The sequence below is a fragment of the Pseudomonas sp. F8002 genome (assembly GCF_013385495.1).
GTDB lineage: Bacteria > Pseudomonadota > Gammaproteobacteria > Pseudomonadales > Pseudomonadaceae > Aquipseudomonas.
The window spans coordinates 1-19751 of sequence record NZ_JACAPW010000020.1; the positions used below are offsets into that span (position 1 = coordinate 1).

Genomic DNA, 19751 nt, shown 5'->3' on the forward strand with positions numbered 1-19751 from the left:
GCCGAGTGGTGGGGCAAGAGCGTTTTGCTTACTTTTGCGCTTTTCAAAAGTGAGCCGCTGTAAGAGCGGAACCAATACAAGCCATCACCCAAAAAACGGATATACACACACACCAAACAGCGCCCCCCATTGGCCAAACCAGTCAACCAAGTTGAAAGCTTTGACCATTGCCCACCCACCGCTCTAGAGCGACTATTTCACCGGTCTACGTACCCATCCTGAAAATAAAAAACACACAGGGATTTGAAGCGATGCGTGATTACTCGGCTGCCACCACCCAGTTCAACTACCAACACACCGTCGACGCCGCCTTGTCGGGCAACCTGCAGGCCCTCAACGCCTGCGTCGAATGCTGCGACCGCCACGCATTACCTGGCCGCATCGCACTGTTCTGGGAGGGCAAGGAGGGCCGCAGCGCCACCGTCACCTTCACCCAACTGCAAGACCAGGCCGCACGCTTCGCCAACTTCCTCCTGGCCCAGGGCGTCAATCGCGGCGACAAGGTGGCAGGCCTCCTGCCACGCACCGCCGAGTTGCTGGTGGTCGTCCTCGCCACCTGGCGCATCGGCGCGGTCTATCAGCCGCTGTTCACCGCCTTCGGCCCCAAGGCCATCGAACACCGCCTGAACAGCTCCGGCGCCGCGCTGGTGGTGACCGATGCAGTAAACCGTCCCAAACTGACGGAAGTGGCCGACTGTCCGACCATTGTCACCGTCGCCGGCCCCAACGGCGAAGGCATCGTGCGCGGCGATTTCAGCTTCTGGGCCGAACTGCCCAACTATTCCAACCTCTGCGAACCCGTATTGCTGGGCGCCGACGACCCGTTCCTGCTGATGTTCACCTCAGGCACCACCGGCCCGTCGAAAGCCCTCGCCGTGCCGCTCAAGGCAATCGTCGCGTTCCAAAGCTACACCCGCGACGCCGTCGACCTGCGCCCCGAAGACGCATTCTGGAACGTCGCCGACCCGGGCTGGGCCTACGGCATCTATTTCGGCGTGACCGGCCCCTTGTCCATGGGCCACCCGATCACCTTCTACGATGGCCCGTTCACCCTCGAAAGCACCTGCCGCGTCATCAACAAATACGGGATTACCAACCTCACCGGTTCTCCCACCGCCTACCGCCTGCTGATCGCCGGGGGCGAGCAGTTCGCCAAGTCGATCAAGGGCAAGCTGCGTATTGTCAGCAGCGCCGGCGAGCCATTGAACCCGGAAGTGATCCGCTGGTTCGCCGATAACCTCGGCGTGACCATCCACGACCACTACGGCCAGACCGAGCTGGGCATGGTGCTGTGCAATCACCATGGCCTGGAGCATCCGGTGCACGTTGGCTCCGCGGGCTTTGCCTCGCCGGGCCATCGCATTGTGGTGCTGGACGACAACCATCAGGAGTTGCCCGCCGGCCAACCGGGCATCCTCGCCATCGACCGCGAGCAATCGCCGATGTGCTGGTTTGCCGGTTATGACGGCGTCAAGACCAAGGCCTTCGTCGGCAAGTACTACCTCAGCGGCGATACGGTGGAGCTGAACCCCGATGGCAGCATCAGCTTTGTCGGGCGCAGCGACGATGTGATCACCACCTCCGGCTATCGCGTGGGGCCGTTCGACGTAGAGAGCGCCTTGATCGAGCATCCGGCCGTGGTGGAAGCCGCCGTAGTGGGCAAGCCGTGTCCGGAACGCACCGAGATCGTCAAGGCGTTTGTGGTGCTCAGCGAGCAGTACCGCGCCGAGCCGGCCCTGGCCGAAGAGCTGCGCCAGCACGTGCGCAAGCGCCTGGCCGCTCACTCGTACCCGCGGGAAATCGAATTTGTCAGCGAGCTGCCCAAGACCCCGAGCGGCAAGCTGCAACGCTTCATTTTGCGTAATCAGGAAATTGCCAAGGCCCAGGCGGCCACGGCGTGACCCATTCTTCAAGGAAACAATGATGCAGATTGAGAACAAGGTTTTTCTGGTCAGCGGTGGCGCTTCAGGCCTCGGCGCGGCAACCGCCGAGATGCTCGTGGCGGCCGGTGCCAAGGTGATGCTGGTGGACCTGAACGCCGACGCAGTGGCCGCCCAGGCGCAAAAGCTCGGCGCGCAGGCCCGCAGCGTAGTCGCCGATATCAGCCAGGAAGCCGCTGCCGAAGCGGCGGTACAGGCCACCGTCGCCGCCTTTGGCGGTTTGCATGGGTTGGTCAACTGTGCCGGTGTGGTGCGGGGCGAGAAAATCCTCGGCAAAAATGGCCCGCACGTGCTGGCCAACTTCGCCCAGGTGATCAACGTCAACCTGATCGGCAGTTTCAACCTGCTGCGCCTGGCTGCAGCGGCTATCGCTGAAACCGAGGCGAATGCCGATGGCGAGCGCGGTGTGATCATCAATACCGCTTCAGTGGCAGCGTTTGACGGCCAGATCGGCCAGGCGGCCTATGCCGCTTCCAAGGGCGCGATTGCCAGCCTGACCCTGCCGGCGGCCCGCGAACTGGCGCGCTACGGGATTCGGGTGATGACCATCGCCCCCGGTATTTTTGAAACTCCGATGATGGCGGGCATGACGCCGCAAGTGCGCGAATCCCTCGCCGCCGGCGTGCCATTCCCGCCGCGCCTGGGCAAACCGGGCGAGTACGCCGCGCTGGTGCGGCATATCATTGAAAACAGCATGCTCAACGGCGAGGTGATCCGTCTCGACGGGGCCTTGCGCATGGCAGCCAAATAAGGAAATTTTCATGACTGATCCAATCGTTATTGTCAGCGCGGTACGCACCCCGATGGGCGGGTTCCAGGGCGATCTCAAAGGCCTCACCGCTCCGCAACTGGGCGCTGCGGCGATTCGTGCAGCGGTCGAACGCGCCGGTATCGCTTCCGATGCCGTGGATGAAGTGCTGTTCGGTTGCGTGCTGCCCGCCGGCCTCGGCCAGGCGCCGGCACGCCAGGCGGCGCTGGGTGCTGGCCTGGACAAGTCCACGCGCTGCACCACCCTCAACAAGATGTGCGGCTCGGGCATGGAATCCACGATCCTGGCCCATGACGCGTTGCTGGCAGGCAGCATGGAGGTGGCCATCGCCGGTGGCATGGAGAGCATGTCCAACGCGCCGTACCTGCTGGACCGCGCCCGCAGCGGCTATCGCATGGGCCACGGCCGGGTGCTCGACCACATGTTCCTCGACGGCCTTGAAGACGCCTACGACAAGGGCCGCCTGATGGGCACCTTTGCCGAGGACTGCGCCGAGCACAACGGCTTTTCCCGCGAGGCCCAGGACGCGTTCGCGATTGCGTCCCTGACCCGTGCGCAACAGGCGATCACCGACGGCAACTTCATCGCCGAAATCGTCCCGGTGCAGGTCACCGTGGGCAAGGAACAGAAAACCATCATCCACGACGAGCAGCCGCCGAAAGCCAAGCTGGACAAGATCGCCACCCTGAAGCCGGCCTTCCGTGAAGGCGGCACGGTGACGGCCGCCAACTCCAGTTCGATTTCCGACGGTGCGGCGGCGCTGCTGCTGATGCGCCAGTCCGAAGCGCACAAGCGCGGGCTCAAGCCTCTGGCGGTGATCCATGGCCACGCGGCGTTTGCCGATGAGCCTGGCCTGTTCCCGGTAGCGCCGGTGGGGGCGATCCGCAAGCTGATGAGCAAGACCGGCTGGAACCTCGACGAAGTCGACCTGTTTGAAATCAACGAAGCCTTTGCCGTGGTCAGCCTGGTGACCATGAGCAAGCTGGAGATTCCCCACAGCAAGGTCAACATCCATGGCGGTGCCTGTGCCCTGGGCCATCCGATTGGCGCGTCCGGCGCGCGGATCCTGGTAACCCTGCTTTCGGCCCTGCGCCAGAAAGGCCTCAATCGCGGCGTTGCAGCGATCTGCATCGGCGGCGGTGAAGCCACGGCCATGGCCGTTGAATGCCTGTACTAAGGAACACCTATGCTGCCGAATGACGAACAACTGCAAATCAGCGAAGCCGCCCGGCAATTTGCCCAGGAACGCCTCAAACCGTTCGCGGCCGAGTGGGACCGCGAGCATCGCTTTCCCAAGGAAGCCATTGGTGAAATGGCCGAGCTGGGCTTTTTCGGCATGCTGGTCCCGGAGCAATGGGGCGGCTGTGATACCGGCTACCTGGCCTACGCCATGGCCCTGGAAGAGATCGCTGCCGGTGACGGCGCCTGCTCGACCATCATGAGCGTGCACAACTCCGTGGGCTGCGTGCCGATCCTCAAGTTCGGCAATGATCAACAGCGCGAGCAGTTCCTCAAGCCCCTGGCCAGTGGTGCGATGCTCGGTGCGTTTGCCTTGACCGAGCCCCAGGCCGGTTCCGACGCCAGCGGCCTGAAAACCCGTGCCCGGCTGGAGGGCGATCACTACGTCTTGAATGGCTGCAAGCAGTTCATCACCTCCGGGCAAAACGCCGGGATCGTGATTGTGTTTGCAGTCACCGATCCGGCTGCCGGCAAACGCGGCATCAGCGCCTTTATCGTGCCCACCGACTCGCCGGGCTACAGCGTCGCGCGGGTCGAGGACAAGCTCGGCCAGCATGCTTCCGACACCTGCCAGATCCTGTTTGAGGATGTGCAGGTGCCGGTGGCCAATCGTTTGGGCGAGGAGGGCGAAGGCTACCGGATCGCCCTGGCCAACCTCGAAGGCGGGCGTGTCGGCATTGCTTCGCAGGCGGTGGGCATGGCGCGGGCGGCATTTGAAGCGGCCCGGGACTACGCCCGCGAGCGGGAAAGCTTTGGCAAGCCGATCATCGAGCACCAGGCCGTGGCCTTCCGCCTGGCGGACATGGCGACGCAAATCGCCGTGGCCCGGCAGATGGTGCATTACGCCGCCGCCCTGCGTGACAGCGGCAAGCCGGCGCTGGTGGAAGCGTCCATGGCCAAGCTGTTTGCTTCGGAAATGGCCGAAAAGGTCTGCTCGGCAGCCTTGCAAACCCTCGGCGGTTACGGTTACCTGAGCGACTTTCCCCTGGAGCGGATCTACCGCGATGTGCGGGTCTGCCAGATTTACGAAGGCACCAGCGATATTCAACGCATGGTCATTTCACGCAATCTCTGAGGAGTCTCTATGAGTTACGAAAGCATTTTGCTGGACGTGCAGGGCCGGGTCGGGCTGATCACCCTCAATCGCCCGCAAGCGCTGAACGCCCTGAACGCGCAACTGGTCAGCGAGCTGAACCAGGCGCTGGACAGCCTGGAAGCCAACCCGGAAATCGGCTGCATCGTGCTGACCGGCTCGAAAAAAGCCTTTGCCGCCGGTGCCGACATCAAGGAAATGGCCGAGCTGACCTACCCGCAGATCTACCTCGACGACCTGTTCAGCGACAGCGATCGCGTGGCCAACCGCCGCAAGCCGATCATTGCGGCGGTCAACGGGTTTGCCCTGGGTGGCGGCTGTGAACTGGCCTTGATGTGCGACTTCATCCTGGCGGGCGACAACGCCAAGTTTGGCCAGCCGGAAATCAACCTCGGCGTGCTGCCGGGCATGGGCGGCACCCAGCGCCTGACCCGCGCCGTGGGCAAGGCCAAGGCCATGGAAATGTGCCTGACCGGGCGCTTTATCGATGCGGTGGAAGCCGAGCGCTGCGGGATCGTCGCGCGCATCGTGCCGGCGGATGAGCTGTTGGACGAAGCATTGAAAGTCGCGACCCTGATCGCCGGCAAGTCGGTGCCCATCAGCATGATGGTCAAGGAAAGCGTGAACCGTGCGTTTGAAGTGAGCCTGTCCGAAGGCGTGCGCTTTGAGCGCCGGGTGTTCCACGCGGCGTTTGCCACGCTGGATCAGAAGGAAGGCATGGCGGCGTTTGTGGCCAAGCGTGCGCCGGAGTTCAAGGACAAGTAAACACTGTCCTGAAACGCTGAAGATCAAAAAATGTGGGAGCGGGCTTGCTCGCGAAGGCGGTATTACAGTCACTCGATGTATCGACTGATCCACCGCCTTCGCGAGCAAGCCCGCTCCCACATTGGTTATGCGAAATACCTGTTACAGCGGGTAGTTTTTCAACTCCCTGGCAATCACCATCCGCTGAATCTCGCTGGTGCCTTCGTAAATCTGAGTAATCCGCGCATCCCGGTAGTAACGCTCCACCGGGTAATCCTCCAGATAGCCATAACCCCCATGAATCTGCATGGCTGAAGAGCACACCTTCTCGGCCATTTCCGAGGCAAAGTAAACACTGCCCTGAAACGCTGAAGATCTAAAAATGTGGGAGCGGGCTTGCTCGCGAAGGCGGTATTACAGTCACCCGATGTATCGACTGATCCACCGCCTTCGCGAGCAAGCCCGCTCCCACATTGGTTATGCGAAATACCTGTTACAGCTGGTAGTTTTTCAACTCCCTGGCAATCACCATCCGCTGAATCTCGCTGGTGCCCTCGTAAATCTGGGTAATCCGCGCATCCCGGTAGTAACGCTCCACCGGGTAGTCCTCCAGATAGCCATAACCCCCATGAATCTGCATGGCTGAAGAGCACACCTTCTCGGCCATTTCCGAGGCAAACAACTTGGCCTGGGAGGCCTCCGACAGGCACGGCTTGCCCGCACTGCGCAATCGGGCGGCGTGCAGGATCAGCAGGCGCGCCGCATTCAGGCGGGTTTGCATGTCGGCCAGCAAGTTGGCCACGCTTTGGTGCTCGATGATCGCCTTGTCGAACTGCACCCGGTCACGGGCATAGGCCAGCGCGGCCTCAAAGGCGGCACGGGCGATACCCAGCGCCTGGGCGGCAATCCCGATGCGTCCGCCTTCGAGGTTGGACAGGGCGATGGCCAGGCCCTTGCCGCGTTCACCCAGCAGGTTGGCTTCCGGTACGGTGCACTGGTTGAGGGTGACGGCGCAGGTGTCCGAGGCACGAATGCCCATCTTGTGTTCGGTACGGTCCACCACGAAGCCCGGGGTGTTGGTCGGCACCAGGAACGCCGAGATGCCTTTCTTGCCCAGTTCAGGGTCGGTCACTGCAAACACGATCGCCAGCTTGGCGCGCTTGCCGTTGCTGACAAACTGCTTGGCGCCGTTGATCACCCACTGGCCGTCCCGCAGTTCGGCACGGGTGCGCAGGTTGTGCGCTTCGGAACCGGCCTGGGGTTCGGTCAGGCAGAAGCAACCGATGGCCTGGCCGCTGGCCAGTTCCGCCAGCCAGGTTTCCTTTTGTGCTTGTGAGCCGTAGTTGAGGATTGGCCCGCAACCCACTGAATTATGGATACTCATCAGTGCGCCGGTAGCGCCGTCGCCAGCGGAAATCTCTTCCACTGCCAGGGCGTAGGCCACGTAGTCGACGTAGGTGCCGCCCCATTCTTCAGGCACCACCATGCCCAGCAAACCCAACTCGCCCATCTTGGCGACCAGGGCATCGTCGATCCAGCCGGCCTTTTCCCAAGCCTGGGCGTGGGGGGCGATTTCGCCACGGGCAAAGTCCCGCGCCATGTCGCGGATCATCACTTGTTCTTCTGTAAATTCAATATCTTGCATGACTTAGTTCCCGTTCTTGTCGAAGTCGCGGAAGAAGCTTTCGACATGATCAGCCTCCAACGCCTGCAGGGTTGGAGGGTTCCAGCGAGGGGTTTTGTCCTTGTCGATCAGCAGGGCGCGGACGCCTTCGATCAGGTCGCCACGGGCAAACCATTGGCGGTCCAGGTGCAGTTCCAGGGCAAAGCACTGCTCCAGCGGCAGGTGGCGCCCGCGACGCAGCATCTGCAGGGTCACGGCCATGGCCAGGGGGGAGCGCGTCTGCATCAGGCTGGCGGTGGTCAATGCCCAGTCATGGCTGTCGGCGACGGTGACTTGCTGCAATTGCTCGACGATGCTCGGCACGTCCGGCAAGGCAAAGAAGTGATCGATGGCTGGGCGTAGCGCCGCCAGGGGGGCGTCGGGCAATTGTTGCACCGCGAGGCTGGCCAGCAGGCCTTGCAGGTCCTTGAGGGGAGAATCGTGCCATTCCAGGCGGTCCAGGCGCTGGTCGAGGTCGGCGAGCCGGGCGCTGTCGAGGTACCAGTCCGCCAGGCCGCAATACAGGGCGTCGGCGGCGCGAATCTGCACGCCGGTCACCCCGAGGTAGATCCCCAGTTCCCCGGGAACGCGCGGCAGGAAATAGCTGCCGCCCACGTCAGGGAAATACCCGATGGCCACCTCGGGCATTGCCAGGCGGCTGCGGTCGGTGACCACCCGCAGGTCGGCGCCTTGCACCAGGCCCATGCCACCGCCAAGGACGAAGCCGTCCATCAGTGCCAGGACCGGTTTGCGATAGTTATGAATGGCGAGGTCGAGGGCGTATTCCTCGACGAAGAAGTCTTCGTGGAGGGTATCGCCGCTCTTGAAGCTGTCGTACAGCGAGCGAATGTCGCCGCCGGCGCAGAAGGCTTTTTCACCGGTACCGCGCAACACCACGGCATGCACCTGGGGATCGACCGCCCACGCGTGCAAATGCCGGCTGAGGCTGCGGACCATGTCCAGGGTAATGGCGTTAAGGCCGGCGGGGCGATTGAGGGTCAGGTGGCCTATGTGGTTGCGTACGTGCGCCAGGACCTCGTCGTGCACGACCCCGGCGCTGCTTGCTTCGGATGAAACCTGAGCAGTCATCTCTAACTCCCTGCTTTTATTGTTCTTTATCAAGATGTTCGTAGGCGAACCATCTCGCGATCGTACCAGTGCAAATTTGCCCAGTACAAGTCGGAATCATGCAGGTCGTTTTTGCATTTTTGCCCTAGGGATGATGCCGGCCCTAGCGTTGGAAAACCGCGCCGATCGTCCGTCGCCGGGCATAGCGTTCGCTGGCCTGGATCAGTTCTTCCAGTTCCTGCGGTGTCACGTCCAGGAACTGCTCGCGCTCGGCCAGGGCCTGCTTGAGGTCTTCGGCGCTGATGCCTGAGTTTTCGATGGCCGTTGGCATGAAGTTCGGCACAGCGGGCTCGCTGGCTCCCTTGGGATAACGCGTGCGGGTTGCGTTGTTATAGGCCAGTGCGCAGGCCAGCAAGGCAGCGGCGCCCAGCATCACTGCGCCCAGTTCGTGCCAGCCCATGGCAATCGAGGCAGGGTCAGCCAGCACCAGGCTCATGGCCAGGCCGCCCGCCGGTGGATGCAGGCAGCGCAGCCAGCAGATCAGGATCACGGTCATCCCGGCAGCCAGGCATGCGCTGCCCAGCGTTCGGCCCAATACCCGGGCCACCAGCAGCGCAACGATCCCGGCACACAGGTAGCTGCCGATGATCGACCAGGGCTGGGCCAGCGCGCCGGAGGATACGGCAAACAGCAGCACCGCCGAGGCTCCCAGCGGGCCTATCAGGTGCAGGGCCACCTCGGTGCCGAACACCTGGGCGCATACCCAGACGCTGAACAGTGTGCCCAGGGCCATGCCGATGGCGGCACGACTCCATTCGGCAGGGCGGGTATTGATGGCAGCGGGTAACCAGCGAGCGAGCATTGACAGAGGGTCCATAAAAAGCGGGCGAAAAAAAAGGCTTGCCTGGTTTCCCGGAAAAGCCCTTTAAAGAAGTTCCTGCATTTGGGGGAGGAACCTGCGCAGTGTGCCAATCGATGAAGACTGCTGCCAATGCATATTAATGCAGGTCAAGTGCAGTATTTTTGCAGTAAAGCGCGTCAGCCAAACGGTATCAGGCGGGTTGGCGGTGGCATGGGGTTGCTGATCTTGCCCAGCACACGGTCATCGGTTTCCTCGTTGATCAGCAGGTTTTGTACATTTTCCCGCAGCGATGGATTGTTGGCCAATGGCCCCTTGAGCACCACCAGCGCATCACGCAGTTCCATGAGCCGATCCAGTTGCGGCAGCGGGATGTAACCCGCATTGACTTTGTCGCAGGACAAAGGCGAAACAGCGTCAGAGGTTGAAGGGTCGGGCAATCGATGGTCGGACACAAAACATTCCTCTAAATGAAATAAACGGCAGCGCTAAATGCTGTTTAAAACGTCGTTATTGTTATTTCGACTATTCGTTTAAGCGGGGCATGTCTTGATTGATGGCTTGCTGCTACGTTCGTCGAGTTTCTTTCGAAAGTAACAGGAATGCCTTACACCGCACCTTTGGAACTTCTGAAAATAGTTAGAAGGTATTAAATAATTAACTCGCTTGGCAGGCGAGTCTACAGTCGAGGGCTGGGGGCGGGAAGAGGGCGTGTTATCGGTAGCAGCGTATAGATGCGTAGGATGTTTCTCGATAGTTGCTACGCTAAAAGTTTCGAAGTTGAATGGGCAAAGAAGTTTCTTACATACACTTGGATTTATAACTACTGAATGTACTGGCGCGGGATAAGCGGTTGGTTCCGCTTATCCCGCGCCCTGTATCAAGGTTGTGCGGGTTTGATCAAATGCAGCAGTACGTAGGGGTTCTTGTCGAACTGGCCGGTCAGTACCGGCTGCAGTGAACGAAAACGCGGGTCGCTCAACGCTTCATAGTCCGACTGGCTCATGATCAGCCATGCAGGAGCCTGGATCGGCGCGAGGTCGGCAGGCAACTGGGTAAACAACGGCACTCGGTCGCAATCGAGGTTGACCATGAACTTGATGGCTTTTGCGTCCTTGCCCAGTGCGTGCAGTACCAGCGGCGCCGGTTGTTGCTGGGTCAGCGCATGGGCCTGGAGGGTAAAGGTGCGCGTGTCATACAGGCGACGCTCCAGGGGCTCGACCATCACGATATACGCCAGCCACACCGCCAATACCGCGGCGAAGGCCGGGCCCACGTAGCGAAGGCGCTGGTTGAACAGCAAGCCCAGTGCCAGCACCTGGATCGCGATCAGGATCCCGAACACCGGATTGAGGCTGCCAATCTGCTCGGGGAAGCGGTGACGCGCCACGAACAAGCCTGCGATCAGCAGCCCCGGAATGACCGTCCACAACCCCAGCATCAGCCAGCGCAGCCCGGCGAACAGTCTGCCCCGCGACACCTGGAACGGGTACGCGGCGATGATTGCTGCCAGGGGCAGCATCGGCAGCACATAGCGCGCTTTTTTCGCCTGCGGCACCGACAAGCCGATCATCACGATCAAGCCGGCGGCGAGGCAGTACAGCACCAGTTTCAGCGCCGGGCCCTTGTCCTCGCGGCCACCGGCGACAATCGCAATCAGCGCGAGTATTGCCAACGGATACGCCGGCGCGTAGTTGCCCAGCGAACTGCTGAAGTAATACAGCACGCTGCCGGAGCCTTCGGTGCCGTCCATGCGACCCAGGAACTGCATGCGGATCACGTCCTGCATGAACGTTTCACCGCCACTGAGCTTGGCCAGCAGCAACAGCAGGCCCACGCACGCCGCCAGTAACGCCAACGCCAGCAGGCCGAAACTGAACAGCTGGCGCCATTGCCGATTGATCAGGTAATAGCTGCACAGCATGCCGGTGGGGATCACCAGGCCGATCGGCCCACGGATCGCGAACCCCACGATCAGCAGCGCAAACAGCCAGTGCAGGCGCTTGCCGGCGCCGAAGTGGTCGTGGGCGTAACCCAGGTAGAAGACTGTCAGAGCCACTGCCGCCAGCATCTGGTCGAGGGACACCGCGCGGGTTTCGCTGATGAAGGTACTGCTGAGCAGCATCACCGCGATGCTCAGCAGTGCCCAGCGCCGGGAGTAGGGCGCGGTCAGCCGGTAGAGCAGCACCACGATCAGTGCTGAAGCGATGGCCGTGGGCAGCCAGGCCGTCAGGCTGGTGACCTGCCCCAGGGGCACCGACAGCAGCCAGGTCAACAGCGTCGAGGTGGCCAGGTAATCGGCATAAGGTTGCCCGTACGTGGTCGGGAAGAACCCCGGCCCGTGGCGCAGCATCTCCTGGGCGAACAGCACGAAGCGCGAGTCAAAGCCGATGATTGCCTGGTTCCAGTTGCCCGCGACAAACAGGATCAGGGCCAGCAGCCCCAAAATCCATGAGTGTCGGCGGATCGTCGGGCTGAGCAGGGGCCGATGAGCTTTGTCCACGTCTCAGGCTTCCTCGGCCTGAGGCGCCCAGTTTTGCTGGGGGATCGGCAAGTTGCAGGAATCGCCGCGGCCCATCGGGAAGTACTGGATGCCTTTGCGTGCCAGGCGTTCGCCGTCGTACAGGTTGCGGCCGTCGAAGATCACCGGGGTTTTCAGGCGTTGCTGGATCAGGTCGAAGTCCGGAGCCTTGAACTGCTGCCATTCGGTGCAAATGATCAAGGCGTCGGAGCCGCTCAAGGTGGATTCCGGGGTCCCCATCAGCATCAGGCGCGGGTCATCACCGTAGATGCGCTGGGTTTCCTGCATGGCTTCCGGGTCAAACGCACGTACATTGGCGCCGGCGGCCCACAAGGCTTCCATCAGCACCCGGCTTGGCGCATCGCGCATATCGTCGGTGTTGGGCTTGAACGCCAGGCCCCACAAGGCGAAGGTCTTGCCGCGCAGGTCGCCCTTGAAGAATGCATTGGCACGTTCGAACAGCTTGCTCTTCTGGCGCTGGTTGATGGCTTCCACGGCTTCCAGCAGGTCGCTGGAGCAGTTGGCGGCCTTGGCGCTGTGGATCAGGGCGCGCATGTCCTTGGGGAAACAAGAGCCGCCATAACCGCAACCTGGGTAGATGAAGTGGTAGCCGATACGCGAGTCGGCACCAATGCCCAGGCGCACGGCTTCGATGTCCGCGCCCAGGTGTTCGGCCAGTTCGGCGATCTGGTTGATAAAGCTGATCTTGGTGGCCAGCATGCAGTTGGCGGCGTACTTGGTCAGTTCGGCGCTGCGCAGGTCCATGAAGATGATGCGGTCGTGGTTGCGGTTGAACGGTGCATACAGCTCACGCATTACCTCGCGCACTTCTTCACGTTCGCAGCCGATGACGATCCGGTCCGGGCGGCGGCAGTCGGCAACGGCCGAGCCTTCCTTGAGGAATTCCGGGTTGGAGACGATATCGAACTCCAGGTGGCGGCCGGCAATGCGCAGGGCTTTTTCCATGTGCGCACGCAAGGTGTCGCCGGTGCCTACGGGTACGGTGGATTTTTCCACGAGGATCACCGGGTCGATACGGTGGCGAGCCACTGCATCGCCCACGGACAGCACGTATTTCAGGTCGGCCGAGCCGTCTTCATCGGAGGGGGTGCCCACGGCGATGAACAGCACTTCGCCATGTTCGACGGCGATTTTTTCATCATAGGTAAACGTCAGGCGTCCGCCTTCGAGGTTTTCCTTGACCATGGCCGCCAGCCCCGGCTCGAAGATGCTCACGTGGCCCTGTTGCAGCAGCTTGACCTTGTTCTCGTCAACGTCCATGCAGATGACATCGTGACCGACTTCGGCCAATACGGTGGCCTGCACCAGACCGACGTAACCACTACCAAATACACTGATTTTCATGGGGCATTCCTGGGACTTGTGGTGCTAGCACGACGAGAGTTGATAGTCAGGACTCCGAGGATGACCAAGGCCACTCCCGCAGTTTTTGAAAGCGAAAAATGTTCGTTGAACACCGGCAGGCTGGCGGCCAGCAGGTAGACCAATGCGTAGCTGATGCTGAGCAGCGAGTAGGCACGGCCCAGCGGCAGGTCTTTGAGCGCGCCAAGCCAGCAGAGCATCGACAGGGCATAGGCGATGATCGCCAGGATCACCACGCTCAGTGCGCCGAGGTCGATGGCACCCGTGTTGAGTGCTGTCAGCCATTCAGCAGGCAGTGGCAGGCGCGTCATGCTCCAGCGCATGCCCAACTGGGCACCGCTGACCAGCGCCACGCTGCCCAGGGCCAGGGCAAAACCGCGAGCGCGACTCATACCTGACGCCCCAGCAGCACCACACCGGCAATCACCAGCAGCACGCCGAACCAGTGGCGACCATCGATGTGTTCGTGGAACACAAAGCGCGCCACCAGGGTGACCAATACAAAATTGAGGCTCAGCATCGGGTAGGCGATACCGACTTCCAGGCGTTGCAACACCAGCAGCCACACCAGCAAACCCAGGCCCAGGCACACCAGCGCCGACCACAGCCACGGCGAGCGCAGCTTCGGGGCCCAACCGTCGGGCTGGTCACGCCAGCCTTCCACGGCAAACTTCTGGGACACCTGGCCCATGCAGGTCAGCAGGCAGGCACCTAACAACAGCAGCAGAGTGGTCATGGCGCGCTCTGCGGGAAGATCAGAATCACGATATTGCCCTGCTCGTAACGCTTGCCGTCTTTGGGCAGCAGGTCCACTTCCTGGCGTTCGTCGTCACCCTTGACCCGCATCACCACGCCCACCGAGCCTTGCTTGCGCGCCTCGCTCATCCATTGCTGGACGCTGGCGGCATCGATCTTGCGGTAAGCGGTGTCCGGGAAGGCGATGCCGTATTTCACTTCGCCAACGGTGTTGTAGAGCATCACTTCAGGACGCTGCAGGCGCCATGACAAGGCCGATGCGGCGCCGAGGTCGTTGCTCAGCAACGCAGTGGTCGGCTGCAGCTCCTGGAGGTGGTCGATGATGAACTGGTCGGGGGTCTTGTTATAAACCACCGAGTGCGGCAACGCGGCCGGCACCAGCGCCACCAGCAACCAGCTGCCGATCACCGGTGCGGCCCACATGTGCAACGGGCGGGCGGCTTGCAGCAGGTTGGCGATGATCCAGCCGAACAGGAAGACGAACACCAGCACCAGGCTGAGTGTTTCCTGGCCGTGCTCGTACACCGGTTTTTTCAGCTGGAACCAGGTCAGGGTCAGCAACGCCAATACGCCAATGACCAGATTCACCCAGCCGTTGATGCGCAGTACGCGGCCACGGGCCTGGGCCAGTTTGTCGGCGAGGGTATGCCCCATCAGCAGCGCCAGTGGCAGCAGGCAGGGCATGATGTACGACGGCAGCTTGCCCTTGGCCAGGCTGAAGAACGCCAGCGGCATCAGCAGCCACAGCAGCAGGAAGGCGACCTTGCTGTTGCGTTTTTCCAGCCATGCCTGCTTCACGGTGGACGGCAGCAACGCCATCCACGGCAGGGTGAACGCAACCATCAGCGGCAGGTAATACCAGAAGGGCTCGGAGTGCTGGGCGTCGTCGCCGGCAAAGCGCTGGATGTGCTCGTGCCAGAAGAAGAAATTCCAGTAGTCCGGTTCCTGGGCATGGACCATCAGCGCCCAGGGCAGGCTCACGACAATCGCCACCACCACGGCCACCAGGCCATAGGTGAGCAGTTCACGAAAGCGTTTTTGCCAGAGCACGTAGGGCAGGGCGATCAGCACCGGCAGCAACCAGGCAAGGAAACCCTTGGTCATGAACCCCATGCCGCAGGCGAACCCGAGCAAGGCCCACGACCACAGGCGTCCACGGGTGGTGGTGCTGTCGAAGCAGAACCACAGCGCCGCCCCGGTCAGGTTGACCCAGAAGGTGAACTGCGGGTCGAGGTTGGCATAGCCCGCCAGGAACGCGACGCTGACAAAACTCATGTACAGCACGGCGCTGACCAGGCTCTTGCGCGGGTCGTTCCACAAACGCCGGGCCACGAAATACACCAGCAGGATGCTCAAGCCAGTGCTCAAGGCCGAGGCAAAGCGCACGCCGAACAGGTTCTGCCCGAAAATCGCCTGGCCCAGCGCGATCATCCAGTAACCGGCCGCCGGTTTCTCGAAGTAGCGAATCCCCATGAAGTGTGGCGAGGCCCATTTGCCGGTCAGCAGCATTTCCTGGCTGATCTGCGCATAGCGGGTTTCGTCGGGGATCCACAGGCCGTGGGTGGCCAACGGGATCAGGTAGAACACCCCGAAGGCCAGCAGGAGCAGGGGCAGGGCCCAGCGCCGGATCATGCCTTTTGCACTCCGAGCCAGCCTTCACGGCCGCTCAACGCACCACGCACCAGCTGTTGCTGGGGCAGGGTGGTGAGGTCGGCGGGCAACAGGTCGCCCAACGGTTTGAACGCGATGCCGCGCTGCCCTGCCTGGGCGAGCAACTGGCGAAAATCATTGGCCATCAGAATCCCTTCTACTTCTGCGTGGATCGTATAGACGTTGAGCTTCGACGGCTTGAAGCGGTCGAGGATGTAGCTATTGAAATCCTTGGCGGCCACCACCGGGCCCACGACTTCGTCGAAGGTCGGCATGTCCACCGGAATTTGTGGCGTGCCGGCACTGCCATCCGCCAGGGTTGGCCGGAACAGGCTGGTACCACGGCAATCGCTGTTGTAACGGAAATTGAACTGTTGCTTGGCTTGCACCACGCGCTCATCGGCACGCCAGCCCGCGGCGGCTGAGCAGTCGATGGGTTCACCGAGGATGTCGCTCAAGGTGTCGACGCCACGGCGAATCTGCTCGATCAGCTGTGCATCGCTCCAGCGCCCGGTGTTGGCTTGCCAGCCGTGATGATCCCAGGCGTGCAGCCCGACTTCATGCCCGGCGGCCTTGGCCTGGCGCATCAGGTGCCCCAGGTCGCGGCCAATGGGTTTGCCCGGCCAGGCGGTGCCGGCCAGCAAAATGTCCCAGCCGTACAAACCGGCCGCGTTGGAGCGCAGCATCTTCCACAGGAACTGCGGGCGGATCAGGCGCCACAAGTGGCGCCCCATGTTGTCCGGCCCGACGCTGAAGAAGAAGGTCGCCTTGACCCCGGCTTCATCAAGCGACTCCAACAACCTTGGCACCCCTTCACGGGTGCCTCGGTAAGTGTCGACGTCGATGCGTAGACCCGCTTGCATCAACGCTTGTCCGCGATTTCGAGCATGGCTTCACGCAGGAAGAAATCCAGGGTGTTGCCGATGGTTTCGCTCATCTCCACGGTAGGCTCCCAGTTCAGCAGGCGCTTGGCGTTGTCGATGCTTGGCTTGCGGTGCGCCACGTCCTGGTAACCGGTGCCGTAGAACGCCTTGCTTTCCACGTCGCGGAAACCGGCGAACGGAGGGAAGTTGCTGCGCAGCGGGTGAGCTTCGAACTGACGCAGCAGTTCTTCGCCCAGCTGACGGATGCTGGCTTCGTTTTCCGGGTTGCCGATGTTGATGATCTGGCCGTTGCAGTTATCGTTGTCGTTATCAATGATGCGCGCCAGGGCTTCGATACCGTCGGCGATGTCAGTGAAGCAACGCTTCTGCTCGCCACCGTCGAACAGACGGATTGGCGTGCCTTCCACCAGGTTCAGGATCAACTGGGTGATGGCGCGGGAGCTGCCGATACGGGCCGAGTCCAGGCGGTCGAGGCGCGGGCCCATCCAGTTGAACGGACGGAACAGGGTGAACTTCAGGCCCTTGTCGCCGTAGGCCCAGATCACGCGGTCCAGCAGTTGCTTGGAGACCGAGTAGATCCAGCGCTGCTTGTTGACCGGGCCCACCACCAGGTTGGAGGTGTCTTCGTCGAAGTACTGGTCCTGGCACATGCCATACACTTCGGAGGTCGACGGGAAGATCACGCGCTTGTTGTACTTCACGCAGTAGCGAACCAGTTTCAGGTTCTCTTCGAAGTCCAGTTCAAATACGCGCAGCGGGTTGCGGGTGTATTCGATCGGGGTGGCGATGGCCACCAGCGGCAGGACCACGTCGCACTTCTTGATGTGGTACTCGATCCACTCGGAGTGGATGCTGATGTCGCCTTCCACATAGTGGAAATTCGGGTGGCTGCGCAGGCGCTCGATGGCGTCGGAGCCGATGTCCAGGCCGTAGATTTCGTAACGGTCGTCACGCAGCAGACGCTCGGACAAGTGGTTACCGATGAAACCGTTCACACCCAGGATCAGCACGCGGGTACGACGGGGCTTGCGGCCGGACTCGGCGCCGCGCAGTACGGAACCGTCCACCAGGCCCAGTTCATCAGCCAGGGATGGGCCGGCCAGGTACAGGCCGTTCTCGTTGCGCTGGCCGGACTTGACCACCAGGGAGTCTTCACCGCAGGCGATGCGCATCGGGTTGACGCTGATCACGCGGCCTGGCGCCAGGCCTTCGTTGCCCTTGACGACTTCGGCGCTCCAGACGATCAGCTTGTGCTCGCCCACGGCGCAGAAGGCACCCGGGTACGGTTGGGTAACGGCGCGAACCAGGTTGAACAGCTCTTCAGCCGGTTTTTTCCAGTCCAGCTTGCCGTCCGCTGCGGTGCGACGACCGAAGTAGGTGGCCTTGCTTTCGTCCTGTGCGGTTTCAGCCAGCTTGCCTTGCGCCAGTTGCGGCAGGGCGTCGCGCAGCAGGTTGGTGGCGGCGTCACGCAGTTTGGCGTGCAGGGTCAGGCCGGTGTCGGTGCGCTCGATCACGACTTTCTGCTGGGCCAGGATCGCGCCGGCATCGGCACGCTTGACCATGCGGTGCAGGGTCACGCCGGTTTCGGTTTCGCCGTTCACCAGCACCCAGTTGGCCGGTGCGCGGCCACGGTATTTAGGCAGCAGGGAGCCGTGCAGGTTGAACGCGCCTTTCTTGGCGGTGGCCAGCAGGGCTTCGCTCAGCAGGTTGCGGTAGTAGAACGAGAAGATGTAGTCCGGGTTCAGCTTGGCGATGCGCTCGATCCACAGCGGGTGGTTGGCGTCTTCCGGGGCGTGCACCGGGATACCGTTGCGGGCGCACAGCTGGGCGACGGAACCGTAGAAATTGTTTTCCTTGGGATCATCGGCATGGGTGAACACGGCAGCAATTTCGTAACCCGCATTGAGCAGGGCTTCAATGCCAGCACAGCCAATATCGTGGTAAGCGAAGACAACAGCTTTTGAATTCATGACGAAACCTGATCGGAAGGAGAAGTAGAGGTGTGGGAGGACGTCAGGCCGTCGACCGTAAAGGTCTCGGCCGGTGCTGCCGGTTGGTTGCGCAGCACTTTTTCGATAAAGAACCGTGGGCGGGCCCGCACATCGCTGTACATGCGGCCCAGGTATTCACCCAGGAGGCCCATGCCGATGAACTGGCCACCGGTGAACACGAACAATACGGCGAACAGCACGAACATGCCGTCGCCGGCCCAACCGGCACCGAAAGCGATACGCAGCACGATCAGTGCAAAGGCGAAGAGCATGCCCAGGGCCGCCAGGCTGAAACCGACGATGCTCAACAGGCGCAATGGCGTGGTGGTCATGCAGGTCAGCAGGTCGAACATCAGGCTGATCAGGCGCATCGGGCTGTATTTGGACTCGCCGTGTTCACGCTCGGCGTGATGCACCAGGATTTCCGTGGTGTGGCGCGCAAAGCTGTTGGCCAGGATCGGGATAAAGGTGCTGCGCTCGCGGCAGGCCAGCATGGCGTCGACGATGGTGCGGCGATAAGCACGCAGCATGCAGCCGTAGTCGCTCATGGCCACGCCGGTGGAGCGTTGCACGGCGAGGTTGATCAGGCGCGACGGCCAGCGGCGGAAGGCCGAGTCCTGGCGGTTGTTGCGCACGGTGGCAACCACGTCGTAGCCCAGGGCGGCCTGTTCGACCAAACGCGGGATTTCTTCCGGCGGGTTTTGCAGGTCGGCGTCCAGGGTGATCACCACGTCGCCCCGGCAATGCTCGAAGCCGGCCATGATTGCGGCGTGCTGGCCGTAGTTGCGGTTGAGGATCACCGCCACCACGTTGCTGCCTTCGAGGGCGGCGGCGTCTTCCAGCAATTGCGCGGAATTGTCGCGGCTGCCGTCGTCCACCAGGATGATTTCGTATTCGTAAGCCAGTTGTTTGCAGGCGGCCATGGTGCGGCGCAGCAGTTCAGGCAGGCTTTCTTGTTCGTTGTAGACCGGGATAACGATCGACACGCAATGAATTGGATAGGGTTTCAAAGATTCATTACCTCGGGGGTTAGAGCAACTTGGAGCGTAAAGACAGCAGTTATCGTCAGCCTCGGATGCCGGGCATCCGATCAAAAATAGCGTTGATTTGTGGCATTCATTCGACAGTCCTGACAGGTCACAGTGGGTCTTCCATGGCTTTCGTGAGTAAAGACCAAAATGCTCAAAGGTA

At 61.8% G+C, this 19751-nt stretch carries 17 protein-coding genes and 1 pseudogene; 5 read left to right on the plus strand and 13 right to left on the minus strand.

The features are described from left to right. The first annotated feature begins 251 nt into the window (after positions 1-251). From HX811_RS16730 to HX811_RS16750, 5 genes are read left to right on the plus strand one after another with little or no spacing between them, the layout of a single operon-like run. The gene (locus HX811_RS16730; RefSeq protein ID WP_177042088.1) at positions 252-1901 is read left to right on the plus strand and encodes an AMP-binding protein; all 1650 of its coding nucleotides are present in this window, start codon (positions 252-254) and stop codon (positions 1899-1901) included. Between the two features lie 22 nt (positions 1902-1923). After that, complete coding sequence (locus tag HX811_RS16735) at positions 1924-2691, plus strand: SDR family NAD(P)-dependent oxidoreductase (RefSeq protein WP_008433459.1); 768 nt, start codon at positions 1924-1926, stop codon at positions 2689-2691. Positions 2692-2701: 10 nt separating this feature from the next. After that, on the plus strand, positions 2702-3886 hold the full coding sequence (locus tag HX811_RS16740) for an acetyl-CoA C-acyltransferase (protein ID WP_177046616.1): 1185 nt from the start codon (positions 2702-2704) through the stop codon (positions 3884-3886). Positions 3887-3895: 9 nt separating this feature from the next. Next, on the plus strand, positions 3896-5023 hold the full coding sequence (locus HX811_RS16745) for an acyl-CoA dehydrogenase (RefSeq protein WP_102604354.1): 1128 nt from the start codon (positions 3896-3898) through the stop codon (positions 5021-5023). 9 nt (positions 5024-5032) lie between these two features. After that, a complete protein-coding gene (locus HX811_RS16750; protein ID WP_003217608.1) occupies positions 5033-5806 on the plus strand; it encodes an enoyl-CoA hydratase in 774 nt (257 codons plus the stop codon). Between the two features lie 141 nt (positions 5807-5947). Here HX811_RS16750 and HX811_RS16755 read toward each other — a convergent pair. From HX811_RS16755 to arnC, 13 genes and pseudogenes are all read right to left on the minus strand, one after another. Beyond that, positions 5948-6133, minus strand: a pseudogene (locus HX811_RS16755) (acyl-CoA dehydrogenase family protein); the annotation flags it as partial. A 145-nt stretch (positions 6134-6278) separates the two neighbouring features. Then, positions 6279-7430 (minus strand): acyl-CoA dehydrogenase family protein, encoded by a 1152-nt coding sequence (locus HX811_RS16760; protein WP_177021110.1) that lies wholly within the window; start codon positions 7428-7430, stop codon positions 6279-6281. Between the two features lie 3 nt (positions 7431-7433). Then, positions 7434-8537 (minus strand): enoyl-CoA hydratase/isomerase family protein, encoded by a 1104-nt coding sequence (locus HX811_RS16765; RefSeq protein ID WP_177046619.1) that lies wholly within the window; start codon positions 8535-8537, stop codon positions 7434-7436. A gap of 142 nt (positions 8538-8679) precedes the next feature. After that, positions 8680-9378 carry an HPP family protein gene (locus tag HX811_RS16770; RefSeq protein ID WP_177046620.1) on the minus strand — a complete coding sequence of 233 codons (699 nt, stop codon included), beginning with the start codon at positions 9376-9378 and terminating at the stop codon, positions 8680-8682. A gap of 176 nt (positions 9379-9554) precedes the next feature. Next, entirely contained in the window at positions 9555-9734 is a 180-nt protein-coding gene (locus HX811_RS16775; RefSeq protein WP_256344058.1) for a type VI secretion system contractile sheath small subunit, read from the minus strand. A gap of 521 nt (positions 9735-10255) precedes the next feature. Beyond that, a complete protein-coding gene (locus HX811_RS16780; protein WP_177046622.1) occupies positions 10256-11878 on the minus strand; it encodes a phospholipid carrier-dependent glycosyltransferase in 1623 nt (540 codons plus the stop codon). 3 nt (positions 11879-11881) lie between these two features. Further along, on the minus strand, positions 11882-13261 hold the full coding sequence (locus HX811_RS16785) for a UDP-glucose/GDP-mannose dehydrogenase family protein (protein WP_177009516.1): 1380 nt from the start codon (positions 13259-13261) through the stop codon (positions 11882-11884). Beyond that, positions 13258-13671: a 4-amino-4-deoxy-L-arabinose-phosphoundecaprenol flippase subunit ArnF gene (gene arnF, locus HX811_RS16790; protein ID WP_177046624.1), complete on the minus strand. Its 414-nt coding sequence runs from the start codon at positions 13669-13671 to the stop codon at positions 13258-13260. The genes HX811_RS16785 and arnF overlap by 4 nt, the downstream gene beginning before the upstream one ends. Then, a complete protein-coding gene (gene arnE, locus HX811_RS16795; RefSeq protein ID WP_087693002.1) occupies positions 13668-14015 on the minus strand; it encodes a 4-amino-4-deoxy-L-arabinose-phosphoundecaprenol flippase subunit ArnE in 348 nt (115 codons plus the stop codon). The genes arnF and arnE overlap by 4 nt, the downstream gene beginning before the upstream one ends. After that, on the minus strand, positions 14012-15667 hold the full coding sequence (gene arnT / locus HX811_RS16800) for a lipid IV(A) 4-amino-4-deoxy-L-arabinosyltransferase (RefSeq protein ID WP_177046625.1): 1656 nt from the start codon (positions 15665-15667) through the stop codon (positions 14012-14014). The genes arnE and arnT overlap by 4 nt, the downstream gene beginning before the upstream one ends. Further along, positions 15664-16548, minus strand: coding sequence for a 4-deoxy-4-formamido-L-arabinose-phosphoundecaprenol deformylase (gene arnD / locus HX811_RS16805; RefSeq protein ID WP_023658828.1), 885 nt, complete (start codon positions 16546-16548; stop codon positions 15664-15666). The genes arnT and arnD overlap by 4 nt, the downstream gene beginning before the upstream one ends. Continuing rightward, positions 16548-18539, minus strand: coding sequence for a bifunctional UDP-4-amino-4-deoxy-L-arabinose formyltransferase/UDP-glucuronic acid oxidase ArnA (gene arnA, locus HX811_RS16810; RefSeq protein ID WP_177046626.1), 1992 nt, complete (start codon positions 18537-18539; stop codon positions 16548-16550). The genes arnD and arnA overlap by 1 nt, the downstream gene beginning before the upstream one ends. Further along, on the minus strand, positions 18536-19570 hold the full coding sequence (arnC, locus tag HX811_RS16815; protein ID WP_169388512.1) for an undecaprenyl-phosphate 4-deoxy-4-formamido-L-arabinose transferase: 1035 nt from the start codon (positions 19568-19570) through the stop codon (positions 18536-18538). The genes arnA and arnC overlap by 4 nt, the downstream gene beginning before the upstream one ends. Between the last annotated feature and the right edge of the window lie 181 nt (positions 19571-19751).